At 67.6% G+C, this 15,235-nt stretch carries 16 protein-coding genes; 13 read left to right on the plus strand and 3 right to left on the minus strand.

Annotation, left to right across the window (positions count from 1 at the left end; translation table 11 throughout):
• The 3 genes from ACLV74_RS12805 to ACLV74_RS12815 all read right to left on the minus strand — a co-directional run.
• Nucleotides 1-159 (minus strand): VIT1/CCC1 transporter family protein (locus ACLV74_RS12805; protein ID WP_411879853.1); only part of this gene is annotated, 159 nt, incomplete at its 3' end.
• A gap of 32 nt (nucleotides 160-191) precedes the next feature.
• Nucleotides 192-740: a cytochrome b gene (locus ACLV74_RS12810; protein ID WP_411879854.1), complete on the minus strand. Its 549-nt coding sequence runs from the start codon at nucleotides 738-740 to the stop codon at nucleotides 192-194.
• 35 nt (nucleotides 741-775) lie between these two features.
• Complete coding sequence (locus ACLV74_RS12815) at nucleotides 776-3,634, minus strand: cation-translocating P-type ATPase (protein ID WP_411879769.1); 2,859 nt, start codon at nucleotides 3,632-3,634, stop codon at nucleotides 776-778.
• A 280-nt stretch (nucleotides 3,635-3,914) separates the two neighbouring features.
• Here ACLV74_RS12815 and ACLV74_RS12820 point away from each other — a divergent pair, with 280 nt between their 5' ends.
• From ACLV74_RS12820 to ACLV74_RS12880, 13 genes are all read left to right on the plus strand, one after another.
• A complete protein-coding gene (locus tag ACLV74_RS12820; protein ID WP_411879770.1) occupies nucleotides 3,915-6,224 on the plus strand; it encodes a heavy metal translocating P-type ATPase in 2,310 nt (769 codons plus the stop codon).
• Complete coding sequence (ccoS, locus tag ACLV74_RS12825) at nucleotides 6,225-6,362, plus strand: cbb3-type cytochrome oxidase assembly protein CcoS (protein WP_411879771.1); 138 nt, start codon at nucleotides 6,225-6,227, stop codon at nucleotides 6,360-6,362. It abuts the gene before it with no gap.
• 65 nt (nucleotides 6,363-6,427) lie between these two features.
• Nucleotides 6,428-7,861, plus strand: coding sequence for a cytochrome-c oxidase, cbb3-type subunit I (gene ccoN / locus ACLV74_RS12830; RefSeq protein ID WP_411879772.1), 1,434 nt, complete (start codon nucleotides 6,428-6,430; stop codon nucleotides 7,859-7,861).
• Nucleotides 7,862-7,888: 27 nt separating this feature from the next.
• Nucleotides 7,889-8,518 carry a cytochrome-c oxidase, cbb3-type subunit II gene (ccoO, locus tag ACLV74_RS12835; protein ID WP_411879773.1) on the plus strand — a complete coding sequence of 210 codons (630 nt, stop codon included), beginning with the start codon at nucleotides 7,889-7,891 and terminating at the stop codon, nucleotides 8,516-8,518.
• 12 nt (nucleotides 8,519-8,530) lie between these two features.
• Nucleotides 8,531-8,668, plus strand: a complete 138-nt coding sequence (locus tag ACLV74_RS12840) for a cbb3-type cytochrome oxidase subunit 3 (RefSeq protein WP_411879774.1) — start codon at nucleotides 8,531-8,533, stop codon at nucleotides 8,666-8,668.
• Nucleotides 8,669-8,736: 68 nt separating this feature from the next.
• Nucleotides 8,737-9,660: a cytochrome-c oxidase, cbb3-type subunit III gene (gene ccoP, locus ACLV74_RS12845; protein WP_411879775.1), complete on the plus strand. Its 924-nt coding sequence runs from the start codon at nucleotides 8,737-8,739 to the stop codon at nucleotides 9,658-9,660.
• A gap of 7 nt (nucleotides 9,661-9,667) precedes the next feature.
• Complete coding sequence (gene ccoG / locus ACLV74_RS12850; RefSeq protein WP_411879776.1) at nucleotides 9,668-11,095, plus strand: cytochrome c oxidase accessory protein CcoG; 1,428 nt, start codon at nucleotides 9,668-9,670, stop codon at nucleotides 11,093-11,095.
• A gap of 40 nt (nucleotides 11,096-11,135) precedes the next feature.
• Nucleotides 11,136-11,393 carry a nitrogen fixation protein FixH gene (locus ACLV74_RS12855; RefSeq protein ID WP_411879777.1) on the plus strand — a complete coding sequence of 86 codons (258 nt, stop codon included), beginning with the start codon at nucleotides 11,136-11,138 and terminating at the stop codon, nucleotides 11,391-11,393.
• A gap of 55 nt (nucleotides 11,394-11,448) precedes the next feature.
• On the plus strand, nucleotides 11,449-11,718 hold the full coding sequence (locus ACLV74_RS12860) for a hypothetical protein (protein WP_411879778.1): 270 nt from the start codon (nucleotides 11,449-11,451) through the stop codon (nucleotides 11,716-11,718).
• 77 nt (nucleotides 11,719-11,795) lie between these two features.
• Nucleotides 11,796-13,070, plus strand: a complete 1,275-nt coding sequence (locus ACLV74_RS12865) for a PAS domain-containing sensor histidine kinase (protein ID WP_411879779.1) — start codon at nucleotides 11,796-11,798, stop codon at nucleotides 13,068-13,070.
• Entirely contained in the window at nucleotides 13,067-13,711 is a 645-nt protein-coding gene (locus ACLV74_RS12870) for a response regulator (protein WP_411879780.1), read from the plus strand. Before ACLV74_RS12865 ends, ACLV74_RS12870 begins: the two co-directional genes overlap by 4 nt.
• Nucleotides 13,712-13,827: 116 nt before the next feature.
• Complete coding sequence (locus ACLV74_RS12875; protein WP_411879781.1) at nucleotides 13,828-14,667, plus strand: universal stress protein; 840 nt, start codon at nucleotides 13,828-13,830, stop codon at nucleotides 14,665-14,667.
• A gap of 148 nt (nucleotides 14,668-14,815) precedes the next feature.
• The gene (locus tag ACLV74_RS12880; protein WP_411879782.1) at nucleotides 14,816-15,235 is read left to right on the plus strand and encodes a response regulator transcription factor; all 420 of its coding nucleotides are present in this window, start codon (nucleotides 14,816-14,818) and stop codon (nucleotides 15,233-15,235) included.

Genomic DNA, 15,235 nt, shown 5'->3' on the forward strand with positions numbered 1-15,235 from the left:
GGCCGCCACGCCCGTCATCAGCACGTTGCCGTGCGTCGCGCTGGCCGCGGCGACACCCACGATCAGGCTGGCGGTCGAGACGATGCCGTCGTTGGCGCCCAGCACCGCGGCGCGAAGCCAGCCTATGCGCGCGGTTCTGTGCCGTTCAATGTGTCTCATGCCTAATCCTTGGTTCCGGGAGAAAAATCGAATCAGCGGCGGCCGGGCAGCATGCGCGTCAGTGTGTTGTCGCGCAGCAGGTAGTGGTGGTACAGGGCCGCCAGCGCATGCAGGCCCACGAGGAAGTAGCCCGCCGTCGCTCCCGCTTCGTGAATCTCCTTGATCCAGCCGGCCGCATTTTTGCTCTCGGCCATCAACGCGGGCAACTGCAGCCCGAAAAAAGGAATGGGCTGGCCGCGGGCGCTGAGGATCAGCCACCCGGCCAGGGGCAGGCCAACCATCAGCCCGTAAAGCCCCGCCTGCACCAGCCAGGCCAGGCGGTGTTGCCACAACGGCGGCGCCGGATCAACGGGTGGGGCGCGATGCAAGAGATTGACCGCCAGGCGAAGCCAGGCCAGTACAAAGACAGACAGTCCCAGCATGTAGTGCCAGGTTCTCAGCCCGCTGCGCATGTCGCTGCCTTTGGGGAAAGCGTCACTGAGTTCCATGCACAGGTAGACCGCCGCCAGCAGGGCCAGCATGAACCAGTGCAGGCCGATGGAGATCGGGCCGTAGCGCTTGTCCGGGTGGGTTTTTGGCATCATGGTGTTTCTCCGTTGTCGTCAAGGTGAAGTCTTCATTGCGGGCCGCCGGCCGCGGCGGTTCGCATTTGCGCACGCCGGCGCCATGCCCGGCCGGCCAGTTTGCGCAATTCGGCGTGCCACAGGACCGTGCTGGCCATGGCGGCGCACAGCAGCCATTGTTCAAGCGTCAGGGGCACCGTGCCGAAAGCGTAGTTCAGAAACCCCAGGTTGACCACCGCGATCTGCAGGCCCAATGACAGGCCCAGCGCGGCCCAAAGCCATGGGTTGGAGAAAAGGCGGCGAAACGCGGTGGCGGTTTCCGAGCGCGCGTTGAAGGCATTGAACAGGTGCGCCAGCACCAGCACGGTGAAGCCGGCGGTGCGGGCGACGGCCAGGTCCTGGCTGCCCTCGATCAGCCCGCCAGGCAGCAACATGTCCATGGTCAGGAGCGTCGCCACCGCGATGACGGCGCCGGTCTGCAGTATCCCCGACCACATGCGGGCGTCGATCACGCGCGCGTCGCGAGCCCTGGGCTTTCGGGCCATGACGTCGCCGACCGCCGGGTCTATGCCCATGGCAAGCGCCGGCCAGGAATCGGTGATGAGGTTGAGCCAGAGGATCTGTGTGGCCAGCAGGGGCAGGACCACCGCAACGCCGGGGGCTTGAAGCCCGATGACGCCGGCGCCCACCACACCGAGGAACACCGTCAACACCTCCCCCATGTTGGAGGACAGCAGGTAACGCAGGAATTTCCGGATGTTGTCAAAAATGCCGCGCCCTTCGCGCACCGCCTCCACGATGGTGGCGAAGTTGTCGTCGGCCAGGATCATGCGGGCGGCCTGCCGCGTCACTTCGGTGCCGCTCAGGCCCATCGCGATGCCGATGTCCGCGGACTTCAGCGCGGGGGCATCGTTCACGCCGTCGCCTGTCATGGCCACCACCTGGCCGCCGGCCTGCAGCGCATCCACGATGCGCAGCTTGTGCGCCGGCGCGACACGCGCATACACCGACGTCTGGCGAACCGCGGCGGCAAATTCCGTATCCCCCATCCGGTCCATCTCAATGCCGGTCAGCGCGGGCGATTGCGCGCCGCTGATTCCGAGGTCCGCGGCAATCCGCAGCGCCGTGCGCGGGTGGTCGCCCGTGATCATGATGACGCGGATGCCGGCACGCTGGGCCTGGCGTATCGCCACGGCCGCTTCCTCGCGCGGCGGGTCCATCAGGCCGGCGGTGCCGACGTAGACCAGGTTTTCTTCCAGCGATGCGGATGCCGGGTCTTCACCGGCGTGCAGTGGACGGAAGGCAACGGCCAGTGTGCGCAAGGCCGCATCCGAGAGGGTGTCGACGTCGCGGAGCAGGGCGGCCTTCAGGGCGGCATCCATCGTCACGGTCGCCGCGCCCACCTTCACATGGGTGCAGCGCTCGATCAGCACGTCCGGCGCGCCTTTGCTGATGAGCATGGCGGCGCCACCGTGGTCATGGTCGCGCTGAATCACCGACATCATTTTCCGGTCCGATGTGAAGGGGATCTCCCTGATGCGCTCATAGCGGCCGGCGCGCGCCTGGAGCGCGGGGCCGAGCTTGCGCGCGGCGACCAGGAAAGCCGCCTCCGTGGCATCGCCCTGAATCCGCCAGATGCCGGCGGAGTCCTGCCGCAGGCCGGCATTGCCCGCCAGGCTGCCGCCCAGCAGCGCAAACGCCGCCTCTTCCCGCAGCGGCCCGGCGGCAAGTTCGCCGCCGGCGTGCTCGAGGCGGCCTTCGGGCACATAGCCCACGCCCGTCACGTCCACCATGCCGGATGCCGTGGCAACGCGGGTCAGGGTCATCTCCGCGCGCGTCAGCGTGCCGGTCTTGTCCGTGCAAATGACGGAGGCGCAGCCCAGGGTCTCCACGGACGACAGGTTTTTGATGATCGCCTTGTGCCTGGCCATGCGCTGCACGCCCATGGCCAGCACCACCGACAGGATGGCGGGCAGGCCTTCCGGAACCGCCGCCACCGCCAGGGCCACGCCGAGAAGCATCACCGCAATGACGTCGCCGGCCGAATGCAGTTCCGACAGCATCAGGATGGTGGCGACCACCACGGTGGCAATGATGAGCACCGCGATGCCGAGCAGCCGGCCCAGCCGGCTTACTTCCCGGGTCAAGGGGGTAGGCGCCTCCGGGGTCGCCTCAAGCATGGCGGCAATCGCGCCCATTTCGGTGTCCATGCCGGTTGCCGTGACCACCGCGCGGCCCGTGCCCTGGGTGACGGCCGTGCCCCTGAAGACCATGTTCACGCGGTCCCCCAGCGCGGCAGGGGCCTGCAGCGAAGCGGTGCTTTTCAGCACGGCCACGCTTTCACCGGTCAGCGAGGCTTCGTGGACACGCAGGGCGGCGGCGGCCACCAGCCGCGCGTCGGCGCCCACCACGTCGCCTTCATTCAGTACCAGTAAATCGCCCGGCACCAGCGATGCCAGCGCCACCTTTTGCACGCGGCCGTCCCTCATCAGCGAAGAACTCGCCTGCGTGAGTTTGGCCAGGGCCTCCACCGCGCTGCGCGCCTTGGCCTGCTGCACGTAGCCCAGCGCGGCATTGAGCAGGACGACGGCGGCAATCACCAGGGCGTCAATCGGCCAGCCGTGCCGCCCGTCCATGGCCCATGCGAGCAGCGAAATGGCAATGGCCGCCAGCAGCAGATAGATCAGGGGGTCCTGGAACTGCGAGAGAACGCGCCGCCAGGCGCTCACGGGCGGCGCGGCGTTGAGGGTATTGGGCCCTTGCGCGGCAAGCCGCCGTGACGCTTCGCCGGAAGAAAGGCCGTGCAGCAGGTCCGCGCCCGTGCTGGCGGCGACGTCTTCGATCTCGCGGACCGACGGGTCGCCGGGTGTTTCGGGTCGCGGGCTTTTTTCAGCGGCGAGGGGGATTTTCATCGTTGTCTTTTTTGTCCGGTTTTACCCAGGCGGCAAAAGGCAAGCCGGCCTGGAGGCTGCATTCGGCAGGTGCCAGTCTGGGGGCACCGGAAGCTCCGCCGCTTGTCCTGGATCAAGGCGACGCCGCTTTGGCAGGCGCAAACGCCGCGCAAAGCCCTGCATGGCCGTTATCGCAAACATCCGGCCATCGGACTGTTCGGTAACGTACGCAGAGGCGCCGCACCCGCCCGGGCTTGATCCATGTCAAGGGCGCGGCACTCAGCACGGCTACGCTTGCGTGATGCAAACCGCTACCTTCCCGGTTCCCGCCGGTCTTCCCCCGCCCGACGCAGGCCGCGCCGCCGCATGGGAGGCGATGGACGAGCCGGCCGAGTGGGAGGGCTTCAGCCGTCCGGTGGCGGGGCGCGAGGGCTGGTGGGAGTCCTGCCTGGCGCTGGAAGGCATGCACTGCGCGGCCTGCGCGCTCACGGTGGAGGAGGCGCTGGGCAGGCTGCCCGGCGTGGACACGGTCCAGGTCAACGGCGTGACGGCCACGGCGCGGCTGCAATGGAATCCGCAAGCCACGCGCCCGTCCCTCTGGATGGCGGCCTTGCGCCAGGCCGGCTACGGCGCCTTGCCGGCGGGCGACCTGCTGCTGGCCGGCCGCCGGGTGCAGGCCCAGCGCCTGATGCTGTGGCGCTGGCTGGTGGCGGGCTTTTGCATGATGCAGGTCATGATGTACGCGGCGCCCGCCTACCTGTCGGCGCCCGGCGAGATCACGCCCGACATCCAGGCGCTGCTGGGCTGGGCCTCCTGGGTGCTGACGCTGCCGGTGCTGCTGTTTTCCTGCTGGCCGTTTTTTGCCGCGGCGCTGCGGGACGTGCGCAACCTGCGCATAGGCATGGACGTGCCGGTGGCGCTGGGCGTGCTGATCGCCTTCGGCGCCAGCACGGCCGCGGCCTTCGACCCGGGCGGCCCCTGGGGCGCGCATGCCTCGTACGACTCGGTGCCCATGTTCGTCTTCTTCCTGCTGTCGGGCCGCCTGCTGGAGCAGCGCCTGCGCGACCGCACGGCCGGCGCGCTGGAAGCGCTGATGCGCCGGCTGCCCGACAGCGTGGAGCGGCAGGAGGCCGACGGCAGTTTTCGCGCGGTGGCGGTGCGCCGCCTCGCGGCCGGCGACCTGGTGCGCGTGCTGCCGGGCCAGGCCTTTCCCGCCGACGGTACGGTGGAGGGCGGCGAGAGCCGCGTCGACCAGTCGCTGCTGACGGGCGAGTCCAAACCGCTGCTGCGGCGCGCGGGCGACGGCGTCATCGCCGGCAGCCACAACCTCACGGGCGTGCTGCTGGTGCGTGTGCAGCGCGTCGGCGCGCAAACCCGCTATGCCGAAATCGTCACCCTGATGGAGCAGGCCTCGGTCGAAAAACCCGGCCTGGTGCAACTGGTGGACCGCATCGCCAGCCCCTTCCTGGCGGCCGTGCTGCTGGCCGCCGCCGGCGCGGCCTGGTGGTGGTGGCCTTTCGGCCAGGCGCATGCGATGGCGGTCGCGGTCTCGGTGCTCATCGTGACCTGCCCCTGCGCCTTGTCGCTGGCCACGCCGGCGGCCATGCTGGCCGGCGCGGGCGCGCTGGCGCGGCGCGGCGTGCTGGTGCGCAAGCTGCAGGCGCTGGAGAGCTGCGCAGCCGTCGACACCGTCATCTTCGACAAGACCGGCACGCTGACGGAAGACCGCATGGACGTGGTCATGGCCCATGTGACCGCCGGCGTGGACCGCGACGAGGCCTGCTACAAGGCCGGCGCGCTGGCCCGGCATTCGCTGCACCCGGTCTCGCGCGCCATTGCCGCGCGCTTTCCGGCGAATCTTTCCGGGAATGACTGGGTGGCCAGCGAGGTGGAAGAGGTCACGGGCCGGGGCCTGCGCGGCAAGGTCGCGCGGCCGGACGGCAGCGACGCGCAATACCTTTACCTGGGTTCGGCCTTTTTCTGCCGCGCGCCCGTGCCGGGCCGCGACGTGCCGGTGCTGCAGGCGCACCTGTCCGACGGCGAGCATTACCTGGCGGGCTTCGAGCTTGACGAGGCGATGCGGCCCGACGCGGCCCAGGCCGTGGCCGCGCTGCTCCAGATGGGCGTGCGGGTGCAGCTGCTGTCGGGCGATACCGGCCGGGCCGTGGCCCGACTGGCGCGCCGCGCCGGCATTGATTGGTATTTCGGCGAATGCACGCCGGAGGTCAAGCTCGAACACGTGCGCGGCCTACAGCGCGAAGGCCACCGCGTCATGATGGTGGGCGACGGCATGAACGACGGGCCCGCGCTGGCCGTGGCCGACGTGTCCATGGCCATGGGCCGGGCCGTGCCGCTGGCCCAGGCCGGGGCGGATTTCATCATGACAGGCAACCGGCTTCTCACCGTGGCGGACGTGCTCGCGCAGGCGCGGCGCACCCGCGCGGTGGTGCGCCAGAACCTGCTGTGGGCCGCGCTCTACAACGCGACCTGCGTGCCGCTGGCCATCCTGGGTTTTATGCCGACCTGGCTGGCCGGCTTCGGCATGGCGGCGAGTTCGCTGCTGGTGGTGGCCAATTCGGCGAGGCTGGCGCGCAACGCGTCACAAGATTAAATGGACATCCTGTTTTTACTGATCCCCCTGTCCGTCGTGCTGGCGCTGCTCATCCTCGGCGGGCTGGGCTGGGCCGTATGGCGCGGCCAGTTCGAGGCGCTGGAGCAGGAAGGCGAGCGCATTCTTCACGATGATTGACCTGTATCAAGTGCCGCGCCGCCCGCCGCGCCGACACTTTGAAGCATCTAGACAAAAGGTGCTTCATGAACGAAGAAACGACACGAGGGGTGGCCTACCACGACACGGTGGTTCGCCAGTTTTCACTGGCCGCGGTGCTGTGGGGCGTGGTGGGCATGCTGGTGGGGCTGTTCATCGCCGCCCAGCTGGCCTGGCCTGAACTCAACTTCGGCATTCCCTGGCTCAGCTACGGCCGGCTCAGGCCGCTGCACACCAACGCGGTGATCTTCGCCTTCGGCGGCTGCGCGCTGATAGGCAGCAGCTACTACGTGGTCCAGCGCACCAGCAGCGTGCCGCTGTTTGCGCCGCGGCTGGCCGCCTTCACCTTCTGGGGCTGGCAGCTGGTTATCCTGGCCGCCGCGATCAGCCTGCCGCTGGGTTACACCACCGGCAAGGAATACGCCGAACTCGAATGGCCCATAGACATCCTGATCACCCTGGTCTGGGTGGCTTACGCGGTGGTTTTCTTCGGCACGCTGGGAACCCGCAAGGTCAGGCACATCTACGTGGCCAACTGGTTTTACGGCGCCTTCATCCTGGCGGTGGCGGTGCTGCACGTGGTCAACAGCGCGGAGATCCCGGCGGGCTGGATGAAATCGTATTCCGCCTACGCGGGCGTGCAGGATGCCATGGTGCAGTGGTGGTACGGCCACAACGCCGTCGGCTTCTTCCTGACCGCGGGCTTCCTGGGCATGATGTATTACTTCATCCCCAAGCAGGCCGAGCGGCCGGTCTACAGCTACCGCCTGTCCATCGTCCACTTCTGGGCGCTGATCTTCACCTATATGTGGGCGGGCCCGCACCACCTGCACTACACGGCCTTGCCCGACTGGACGCAATCGGTGGGCATGGTGTTCTCGCTGATCCTGCTGGCGCCCAGCTGGGGCGGCATGATCAACGGCGTGATGACCCTGTCGGGCGCCTGGCACAAGCTGCGCGAGGATCCCATCCTGCGCTTCCTGATCGTCTCGCTGTCCTTCTACGGCATGAGCACCTTCGAGGGCCCGCTGATGTCCATCAAGACCGTCAATTCGCTGTCGCACTACACCGACTGGACCGTGGGCCACGTGCACTCCGGCGCGCTGGGCTGGGTGGGCCTGATCTCCATGGGCACGCTGTATTACCTGATCCCCCGCCTGTTCGGGCAGAAGCAGATGTATTCCATGCGCGCCATCGAGGTGCATTTCTGGACGGCCACCGTGGGCATCGTGCTCTACATCGCGGCCATGTGGATCGCCGGCGTGATGCAGGGCCTGATGTGGCGCGCCATCAACACCGACGGAACCCTGACCTACACCTTTGTGGAAGCCGTCAAGGCCACCTATCCCTTCTACGTGGTGCGCTTCTTCGGCGGGCTGCTGTACCTGAGCGGCATGGTGCTGATGGCCTGGAACGTCTGCATGACGGTGGCCAAAGGCCGGCCCGTGCGGATTCAAGTGCCGGTGCTGGCCCACGCCTGACAAGAGAAAAGAAAGAAAGTCCATCCCATGAAAGACGACAACACAAAGGCCGCGGGCTTCTCGCACGAGAAGATCGAGACCAACAACTTCCTGATGATCATCCTGATCCTGCTGGTGATCGCCGTCGGCGGCCTGGTGGAGATCGTGCCGCTGTTCTTCCAGAAGTCGACCACCATGCCGCTCGAAGGCGTCAAGCCCTACGGCGCGCTGCAGCTGGCCGGCCGCGACATCTACCTGCGGGAAGGCTGCTACAACTGCCACTCGCAGATGATCCGGCCGTTTCGCGCCGAGACGCTGCGCTACGGCCACTACTCGGTGGCCGGCGAGTTTGTCTACGACCACCCCTTCCAGTGGGGCAGCAAGCGCACCGGGCCCGACCTGCAGCGCGTGGGCGGCAAGTACACCGACGAATGGCACCGCATCCACCTGAACAACCCGCGCGACGTCGTGCCCGAATCCAACATGCCGGCCTACACCTGGCTGGAAAAAACTCCCGTCGACCCCGCCGACTCGGCGCCGCGCATGACCGCGCTGCGCAGGGTAGGGGTGCCGTACACCGACGCCGAAATCGCCGAGGCCGCCGCCGTGGTGAAGGGCAAGACGGAAATGGACGCTCTCGTCGCCTATCTGCAAGTCATGGGCAAGGCCCTGAAATAAAGGAAAACAGCCATGGACGTCAACACGCTGCGCATCATCGCAACCCTGCTGTGCTTTGCCACTTTCATCGGCCTGCTGGTGTGGGCCTATTCCAGCCGCAACCGAAAACGCTTCGAAGAGGACGCAAAAATCCCCTTCCTGCAGGACTGAGGGCCTTCAGCCATGCAAACCTTCTTCACCGTTTTTTTATTCACCGCACAACACATCGGGTGTGAGCCATGAGCGATTTCACAGACAACTTCTGGTCCTGGTATGTGGCCGCGCTGACATTGATCGGCATCCTCGGCGCGCTGGTCCTGCTGTGGGTCACGGCCCGCCAAAAAATAGTCCCGAGCAGCGACAACACGACGGGCCACGTCTGGGACGGCGACCTGCGCGAGTCCAACAACCCCATGCCGCGCTGGTGGATGTGGCTGTTCGTGATCAGCGTGGTCTATTCCCTGCTGTACCTGGTGGCCTATCCGGGCCTGGGCGCCTACCAGGGCGAAATGGGCTGGAGCACGCGCGGTGAATACGATGCCGCCATGGTCAAGGCGGACAAGGAGCTGGCGCCGCTGTACGCCCAGTTCACCGGCCAGCCTGCGGAGCAGCTTGCGGGCGACGCCAATGCGATGGCGGTGGGCGAGCGCCTCTTCATGAACAACTGCGCCCAGTGCCACGGCTCGGACGCGCGCGGCAGCAAGGGCTTTCCCAACCTGGCCGACAAGGACTGGCTGCACGGCGGATCGCCCGAGAAAATCAAGGAAACCCTGACCGGCGGGCGCAAGGCGCAGATGCCGCCCATGGCCGCGGCCGTCGGCACGCCCGACGACGTGCGCAATGTGGCGCAGTACGTGCTGAGCCTGTCGGGCGGCCCGCATGATTCGGTGCGCGCGCAGCTGGGCAAGTCCAAATTCACCGCCTGCGCGGCCTGCCACGGCGTGGACGGCAAGGGCAACACGACCATAGGCGCGCCCAACCTGGCCGACGACATCTGGCTGCACGGCTGGGGCGAGCAGGCCATCGTCGACATCGTCAACAAGGGCAAGACCAACGAGATGCCCGCGCAGGGCGGCAAGCTCACGGAAGCGCAGATCCACGTGCTGACGGCCTATATCTGGGGCCTGTCCAACAAACCCGCTCCCGCCGCGGCGAAACTCTGAGGCGACGGTGACCCAGCTTCCCCTGCGCAAAACCATTCCCATCGTGCCGGTCGCCGGCCCGGCCGGGGAGTCCCTGTACGAGGCACAAAAGAAGATCTACCCGCGCTCGGTGAGCGGGCTGTTCGCGCGCTGGCGCTGGGCCTTTGTGGTCCTGACCCAGCTGTTCTTCTACGGCCTGCCGTGGCTGCAGTGGGGCGAGCGCCAGGCCGTGCTGTTCGACCTGGGCGCGCGGCGGTTTTACCTGCTGGGCTATGTGCTTTACCCGCAGGACTTCATCTACCTGACGGGCCTGCTGGTGGCCAGCGCCTTGTCGCTGTTCCTGTTCACCGCGGTGGCGGGCCGGCTGTGGTGCGGCTTTGCCTGCCCGCAGACGGTGTACACCGAAATCTTCCTCTGGATAGAGCGCAAGGTCGAGGGCGACCGAACGGCCAGGCTGCGGCTGGACGGCGCGCCGTTCTCGCTGGAAAAGCTGGTCAAGAAATGGTTCAAGCACATCCTCTGGATAGGCGTGGCCATGTGGACCGGCTTTACCTTCGTCGCCTATTTCGTGCCGGCCCGCGAGCTGATCATGCAGTTCCTGCAGACGCGGATGGGCGGCTGGGAAATCTTCTGGGTGCTGTTCTACGGCTTCGCCACCTACGGCAATGCCGGCTTCCTGCGCGAGCAGGTGTGCAAATACATGTGCCCCTATGCGCGTTTCCAGAGCGCGATGTTCGACAAGGACACGCTGATCGTGAGCTACGACCCGGCGCGCGGCGAGCCGCGCGGCGCCCGCTCGCGCCAGGCCGACCCGGCCGCGCTGTCGCTGGGCGCCTGTGTCGATTGCACCCTGTGCGTGCAGGTCTGCCCGACGGGCATAGACATCCGCGAGGGCCTGCAGTACGAGTGCATAGGCTGCGCGGCCTGCGTGGACGTGTGCGACGGCGTGATGGACAAGATGGGCTATGCGCGCGGCCTGATCCGCTTCACCACGCAGAACGCGCTGGCCGGCAAGTGGGACGCGTCCCGCATGCTGCGCCGGGTGCTGCGCCCGCGCGTGCTGGTCTACACCACGCTGCTGGGCGTGCTGTGCCTGGCGCTGCTGTGGAGCCTGGTGGCGCGCATGCCGCTGAAGGTGGACGTGGTGCGCGACCGCGCCGCGCTCTCGCGCATCGCGCCCGGCGGGCGGCTGGAAAATGTCTACCGCCTGCAGGTCATGAACGCCACCGAGCAGCCGCAGCGCTACAGCATCGTGGCGAGCGGGCTGGAGGGCCTGTCGGTCGCCTCCGAAGCCGAGGTCAGCGTCGGCCCCACCGAATCGCGCTGGGTCGCCGTGCGGGTCCAGATTCCCTACGGCTCGGCCGCGCCCGGTTCCCACCCCATCGTGTTCCGCGTCGGCGATGAAGCCGGGCGCGCCCACGTCGAAGAAAAATCCGTGTTCCTTGTTCCCCGATGAACCGCGATGCATCGCGATGAACTGCAATGAAAGGCCTTTCATGAATACCCTCCCTGACCAAGCCTCTCCCTGGTGGCGGCACGGCCATGTCTGGCTGGTGATTTCCGGGCCCGCTGTGGTGGTCGTGGCCAGCATGGTGACGGGCTTCCTGGCCGTCAAGTACCAGGATGAGGTCATAGGCGGGCAGCAGCCCGCGCGGGCATCGCGGCCTTTGGTGCTGAGCCAGCCCAGGGCATTGGCCCCGGCGCTGGAAGGGCGCAACCACGCGGCCACGCCGGACAAGACGGCGCGGCCCTGAGCGCCCTCCAGGCGCCTGACGTCCGCAACGGGCGCAACCATAAAGAGGAGACACGATGATTTCAGCCAACAAGATACTGGGCATCGCCTGGCCGGCCTTTCTGTCGGCCTGCCTGCTGGAACTGCTGCTGTTCGGGCTGTTCGACCCTGAGGAAATGCTGCGCTACGGCCAGCCCGCGGGGCTGTCGCGGCTGGCGCTGCAGACCGCCGCTTTTTTTGTATTCTGGCTGGCCTGCGCCGCCTCCAGCGCGCTGACGGTGCTGTTGATGGGGCCCGTGCCCGGGCCTTCGCGGCCCGCGCAGGCCGCCTCCGCGCAAGAGGATTGATGCCGGCCTTCATGCGCCGGTTTTCGCAAAAAGGGCAGGGCGGTAAGATCGGGCACCCACTCCCCGGTCCTCGCCCCATGTCCCTTTTCCCCCACGTCGGTGATACGGTGCCCAGGCGCCGGCGCTCGGCGGCCATCGTCCTGGCCGTGATGGCGACCCTGACGCTGCTGGCCGCCTTCAATCTGGTACACAGCCCGCACTCGCTGCCCGGCCTGCAACTGGTGGCGGCGCTGGCCGCCCTGACCTGCGGCGTCGCCTGGCTGCTGGCCGGGCGGGACGCTGCGCGGGACCGTGCCGGCAAACAGGCCCTGGAGGGCGCCGACGCCAGGCTGGCCGGCCTGCTGGACTCGGCCATGGACGCCATCATCACCGTGGACAGCGAGCAGCACGTGATCCTCTACAACAAGGCCGCCGAGAAGATTTTCGGCTGGCCCACGCGCGAGATGCTGGGCCAGCCGCTCACGCGCCTGATTCCGCAGCGCCACCAGGGCATGCACGGCGCGCAGCTCAGAAGCTTCGGCCAGACCGGCATCACCTCGCGGCGCATGGGCGACGGCACGGTGCTCTACGGGCTCAGGGCCGGCGGCGAGGAGTTTCCGCTGGAAGCCTCGATCTCGCAGCTGGACACCGCGCACGGCAAGCTCTACACTGTCATCCTGCGCGACGTGACCGAGCGCGTGCGCGCCGGCGAGGAACTGAGCGCTTTCGCCTCGGCGGCCCACGCCATCCGCGAAAGCGAAAAAACCCGCATCGCACGCGAACTGCACGACGAACTCGCGCAGTCGCTGACGGCCATCAAGATGGACGCCACCTGGATTCGCGAAGCCATGCCCGCCGATGCCGGCGCCGTGCGCGCCAAACTCGACGACATGCTGGGCCTGCTGGACACCACCGTCGCCGCCACGCGCCGCATCGCCTCGGACCTGCGGCCGCTGCTGCTGGACGACCTGGGCCTGGTGCCGGCCATCCAGTGGCTGACCCACAATTTCACCCAGCGCTACGGCGTGCCGTGCCAGCTGTCGCTGGACGAGGAGGTCGAGCTGGCCGAACCCTATGCGACCGCGGTGTTCCGCATCGTGCAGGAGTCGCTGGTGAACGTGGCCAAGCACGCCGGCGCGTCGCAGGCCGAGGTGCGCATAGAGCGCACGGCCGCGGGCGTGATACTCGAGGTGGCCGACGACGGCGCCGGCTTCGCGGCGGACGCGCCGCGCAAGGCCAGCTCGCTGGGCCTCATGGGCCTGCGCGAGCGGGCCCGCCTGCTGCAGGGGACGGTGGACATAGACACGGCGCCGGGCCGGGGCACCCGCATACGGGTCAGCATCCCGGTGCCCGAAACAGGAGACATGACGTGACGCGGATTGTGATTGCCGACGACCATTCCATCGTGCGCGAGGGGCTCAAGCGCATCGTGTCGTCGATTGAAGGCATGGAAGTCATGGGCGAGGCGGGCAACGGCACGGAAGTCATGCAGCGCGTGCGCGAGCTGGACTTCGACGTGCTGCTGCTGGACCTCTCCATGCCGGGCCGCAGCGGCATGGAACTGATCAAGCTGATACGCGCCGAAAAGCCGCAGCTGCGCATCCTGGTGCTGAGCATGCACCAGGAACTGCAATACGCCGTGCGCGCCATCAAGAACGGCGCCAGCGGCTACCTGACCAAGGAAAGCGCGCCGGCCCAGCTGGAGCAGGCGATACGCAAGGTGGCCTCGGGCGGCGCCTTCATCAGCGCCGAGGTCGCCGAGCAGCTTGCGCTGGGCGCCATGCCCGGCAGCCCGGTGGTGCCGCACGAGAGCCTTTCCAACCGCGAATTCGAAGTGCTGCAGTTGCTGGTGGCCGGCGTTTCCCTGACGGACATCGGTACAAAGCTGAACCTGTCGGTCAAGACCGTCAGCACCCACAAGACCAACCTCATGCAGAAAATGGGGCTGCAAAACCAGAGCGAGCTGATCCGCTACGCGATCAAGCACGGCCTGGCCGAACCGCTGGACGGCTGAGCGCGCAAAGCTGAAAACCGCCGCGCAATGCGCATGGTGTTGACGAGGGTCAACACCGCCGCGGCCGCACCTGCCTACAGTCAAGACATTCCAACTTGATTGAACCGGGGTGTTCCATGAGCGATGAACTGAAACAGCTGCTGGTCCATGCCGATGCCACACCGCAATTCGCGCAACGCCTGGAGTTCGCCTGCCGGCTCGCCGCCCGGCACGGGGCAGGCGTCACCGCGCTGTACGCCTCGCCGTCGGCCTCCGAGGCGCTTCCCGTCGCCTCGGGCATGGGCACTGGCCTGGCCGTGAAGCGCGAAAACGCACAGGACACCGAACTGGCGCGCGCGCGCTCGGTCTTCGAGCAGCTCAGGCCCGCGGGCATGCCGGCCGCCTGGGCCGAGATCCATGAGTTTCCGCTGGCCCCCGCATTTGCCGGGCGGGCGCTGTATGCCGACCTGCTGGTGCTGGGGCAACACGGCCCGGGCGAGGGCTGGTCCACATTGATGCCTGCGGATTTCGTGGAGACCGTGATCGCCCTGAGCGGGCGGCCCGCGCTGGTGCTGCCCTACACCTCGGCCAGGCCCGGTCTGCCGGGCAAGGTGGTGATCGCCTGGAAACCCGGCCGAGGGGCGGCGCGCGCGGTGACGGCTGCGCTGCCCATACTGCGCGGCGCAAACTCCGTGCACATCCTGAGCTGGGGCGGCGATGCGGAGGCGGAAGGTGAGGGCGAGGGCCCCGACATCGTGTCTTACCTGAAGGCCCATGGCATCGACGCCACCTGGCACCGGGAAGGCGCGGAACCCGCGAACCTCGGCGACGTGCTGCTGTCGCGCGCCTTCGACCTGCAGGCCGACCTGCTGGTGATGGGCTGCTACGGGCATGCCCGCGCCTATGAATGGGTGCTGGGCGGCGCATCGCGGACCGTGCTCAAAAGCATGACGTTGCCGGTGTTGATGGCGCACTAGGCGTCCGGCCGGCCTGCCCGCGAAGCCGGGAACTCGGAAAATTCCGAGTCCGGCTCGGAAGGCGTGCGCCGGCAAACCAGCCTTATCCGAGCCGGCCTTTCAGCAAAAGCCGATGTTCCGCAAGCGCCGCCTGCGCGACAGTAGGGGCATGCAACACAGCACTTCACCCACCCGGGTTTTTCTGGCCGACGACTCCGCGCTGAGCCGCAGCCGTGTGGCCGCGATGCTGCAGGCCCAGGGCATGGTGGTCGCGGGGCAGGCCGGTACGCCGGAATCGGCGGTCGCCGGCATCCTGGCGACACGGCCCGACGTGGCGGTGCTCGACGTGCAGTTCGAAAAGGGCACCGGCATGCAGGTCCTGGAGGCCGTTCGCAAGGCCGCGCGGGACATTCCCTTCATCGTCCTGAGCAACCACGCCGAGCCGGCCTACCGCGCGCACTACCTGGCCGCGGGCGCCGCCTGCTTCCTCGACAAACACGCCGAGTTCTACCAGCTCGCAGGCCAGGTGCAAGCCGCGGCCATGCTGTCGCCGCAGCGAACTCTTCATCAACCCGTTTCATCCTCTTAA

The sequence above is a fragment of the Polaromonas sp. YR568 genome, assembly GCF_943369415.1.
In the GTDB taxonomy this organism is placed as follows: Bacteria; Pseudomonadota; Gammaproteobacteria; order Burkholderiales; family Burkholderiaceae_C; genus Polaromonas.

Excerpts from the sequence above, each read along its gene's own strand:
- ACLV74_RS12880 (WP_411879782.1), top strand. The coding sequence starts at position 14,816 with ATGCAACACAGCACTTCACCCACCCGGGTTTTTCTGGCCGACGACTCC.
- ccoS (WP_411879771.1), top strand. The coding sequence starts at position 6,225 with ATGGACATCCTGTTTTTACTGATCCCCCTGTCCGTCGTGCTGGCGCTG.
- ACLV74_RS12875 (WP_411879781.1), top strand. The coding sequence starts at position 13,828 with ATGAGCGATGAACTGAAACAGCTGCTGGTCCATGCCGATGCCACACCG.
- ccoO (WP_411879773.1), top strand. The coding sequence starts at position 7,889 with ATGAAAGACGACAACACAAAGGCCGCGGGCTTCTCGCACGAGAAGATC.
- ACLV74_RS12855 (WP_411879777.1), top strand. The coding sequence starts at position 11,136 with ATGAATACCCTCCCTGACCAAGCCTCTCCCTGGTGGCGGCACGGCCAT.
- ACLV74_RS12865 (WP_411879779.1), top strand. The coding sequence starts at position 11,796 with ATGTCCCTTTTCCCCCACGTCGGTGATACGGTGCCCAGGCGCCGGCGC.
- ACLV74_RS12860 (WP_411879778.1), top strand. The coding sequence starts at position 11,449 with ATGATTTCAGCCAACAAGATACTGGGCATCGCCTGGCCGGCCTTTCTG.
- ACLV74_RS12820 (WP_411879770.1), top strand. The coding sequence starts at position 3,915 with ATGCAAACCGCTACCTTCCCGGTTCCCGCCGGTCTTCCCCCGCCCGAC.
- ACLV74_RS12840 (WP_411879774.1), top strand. The coding sequence starts at position 8,531 with ATGGACGTCAACACGCTGCGCATCATCGCAACCCTGCTGTGCTTTGCC.
- ACLV74_RS12810 (WP_411879854.1), bottom strand. The coding sequence starts at position 740 with ATGCCAAAAACCCACCCGGACAAGCGCTACGGCCCGATCTCCATCGGC.
- ccoP (WP_411879775.1), top strand. The coding sequence starts at position 8,737 with ATGAGCGATTTCACAGACAACTTCTGGTCCTGGTATGTGGCCGCGCTG.
- ccoN (WP_411879772.1), top strand. The coding sequence starts at position 6,428 with ATGAACGAAGAAACGACACGAGGGGTGGCCTACCACGACACGGTGGTT.
- ACLV74_RS12815 (WP_411879769.1), bottom strand. The coding sequence starts at position 3,634 with ATGAAAATCCCCCTCGCCGCTGAAAAAAGCCCGCGACCCGAAACACCC.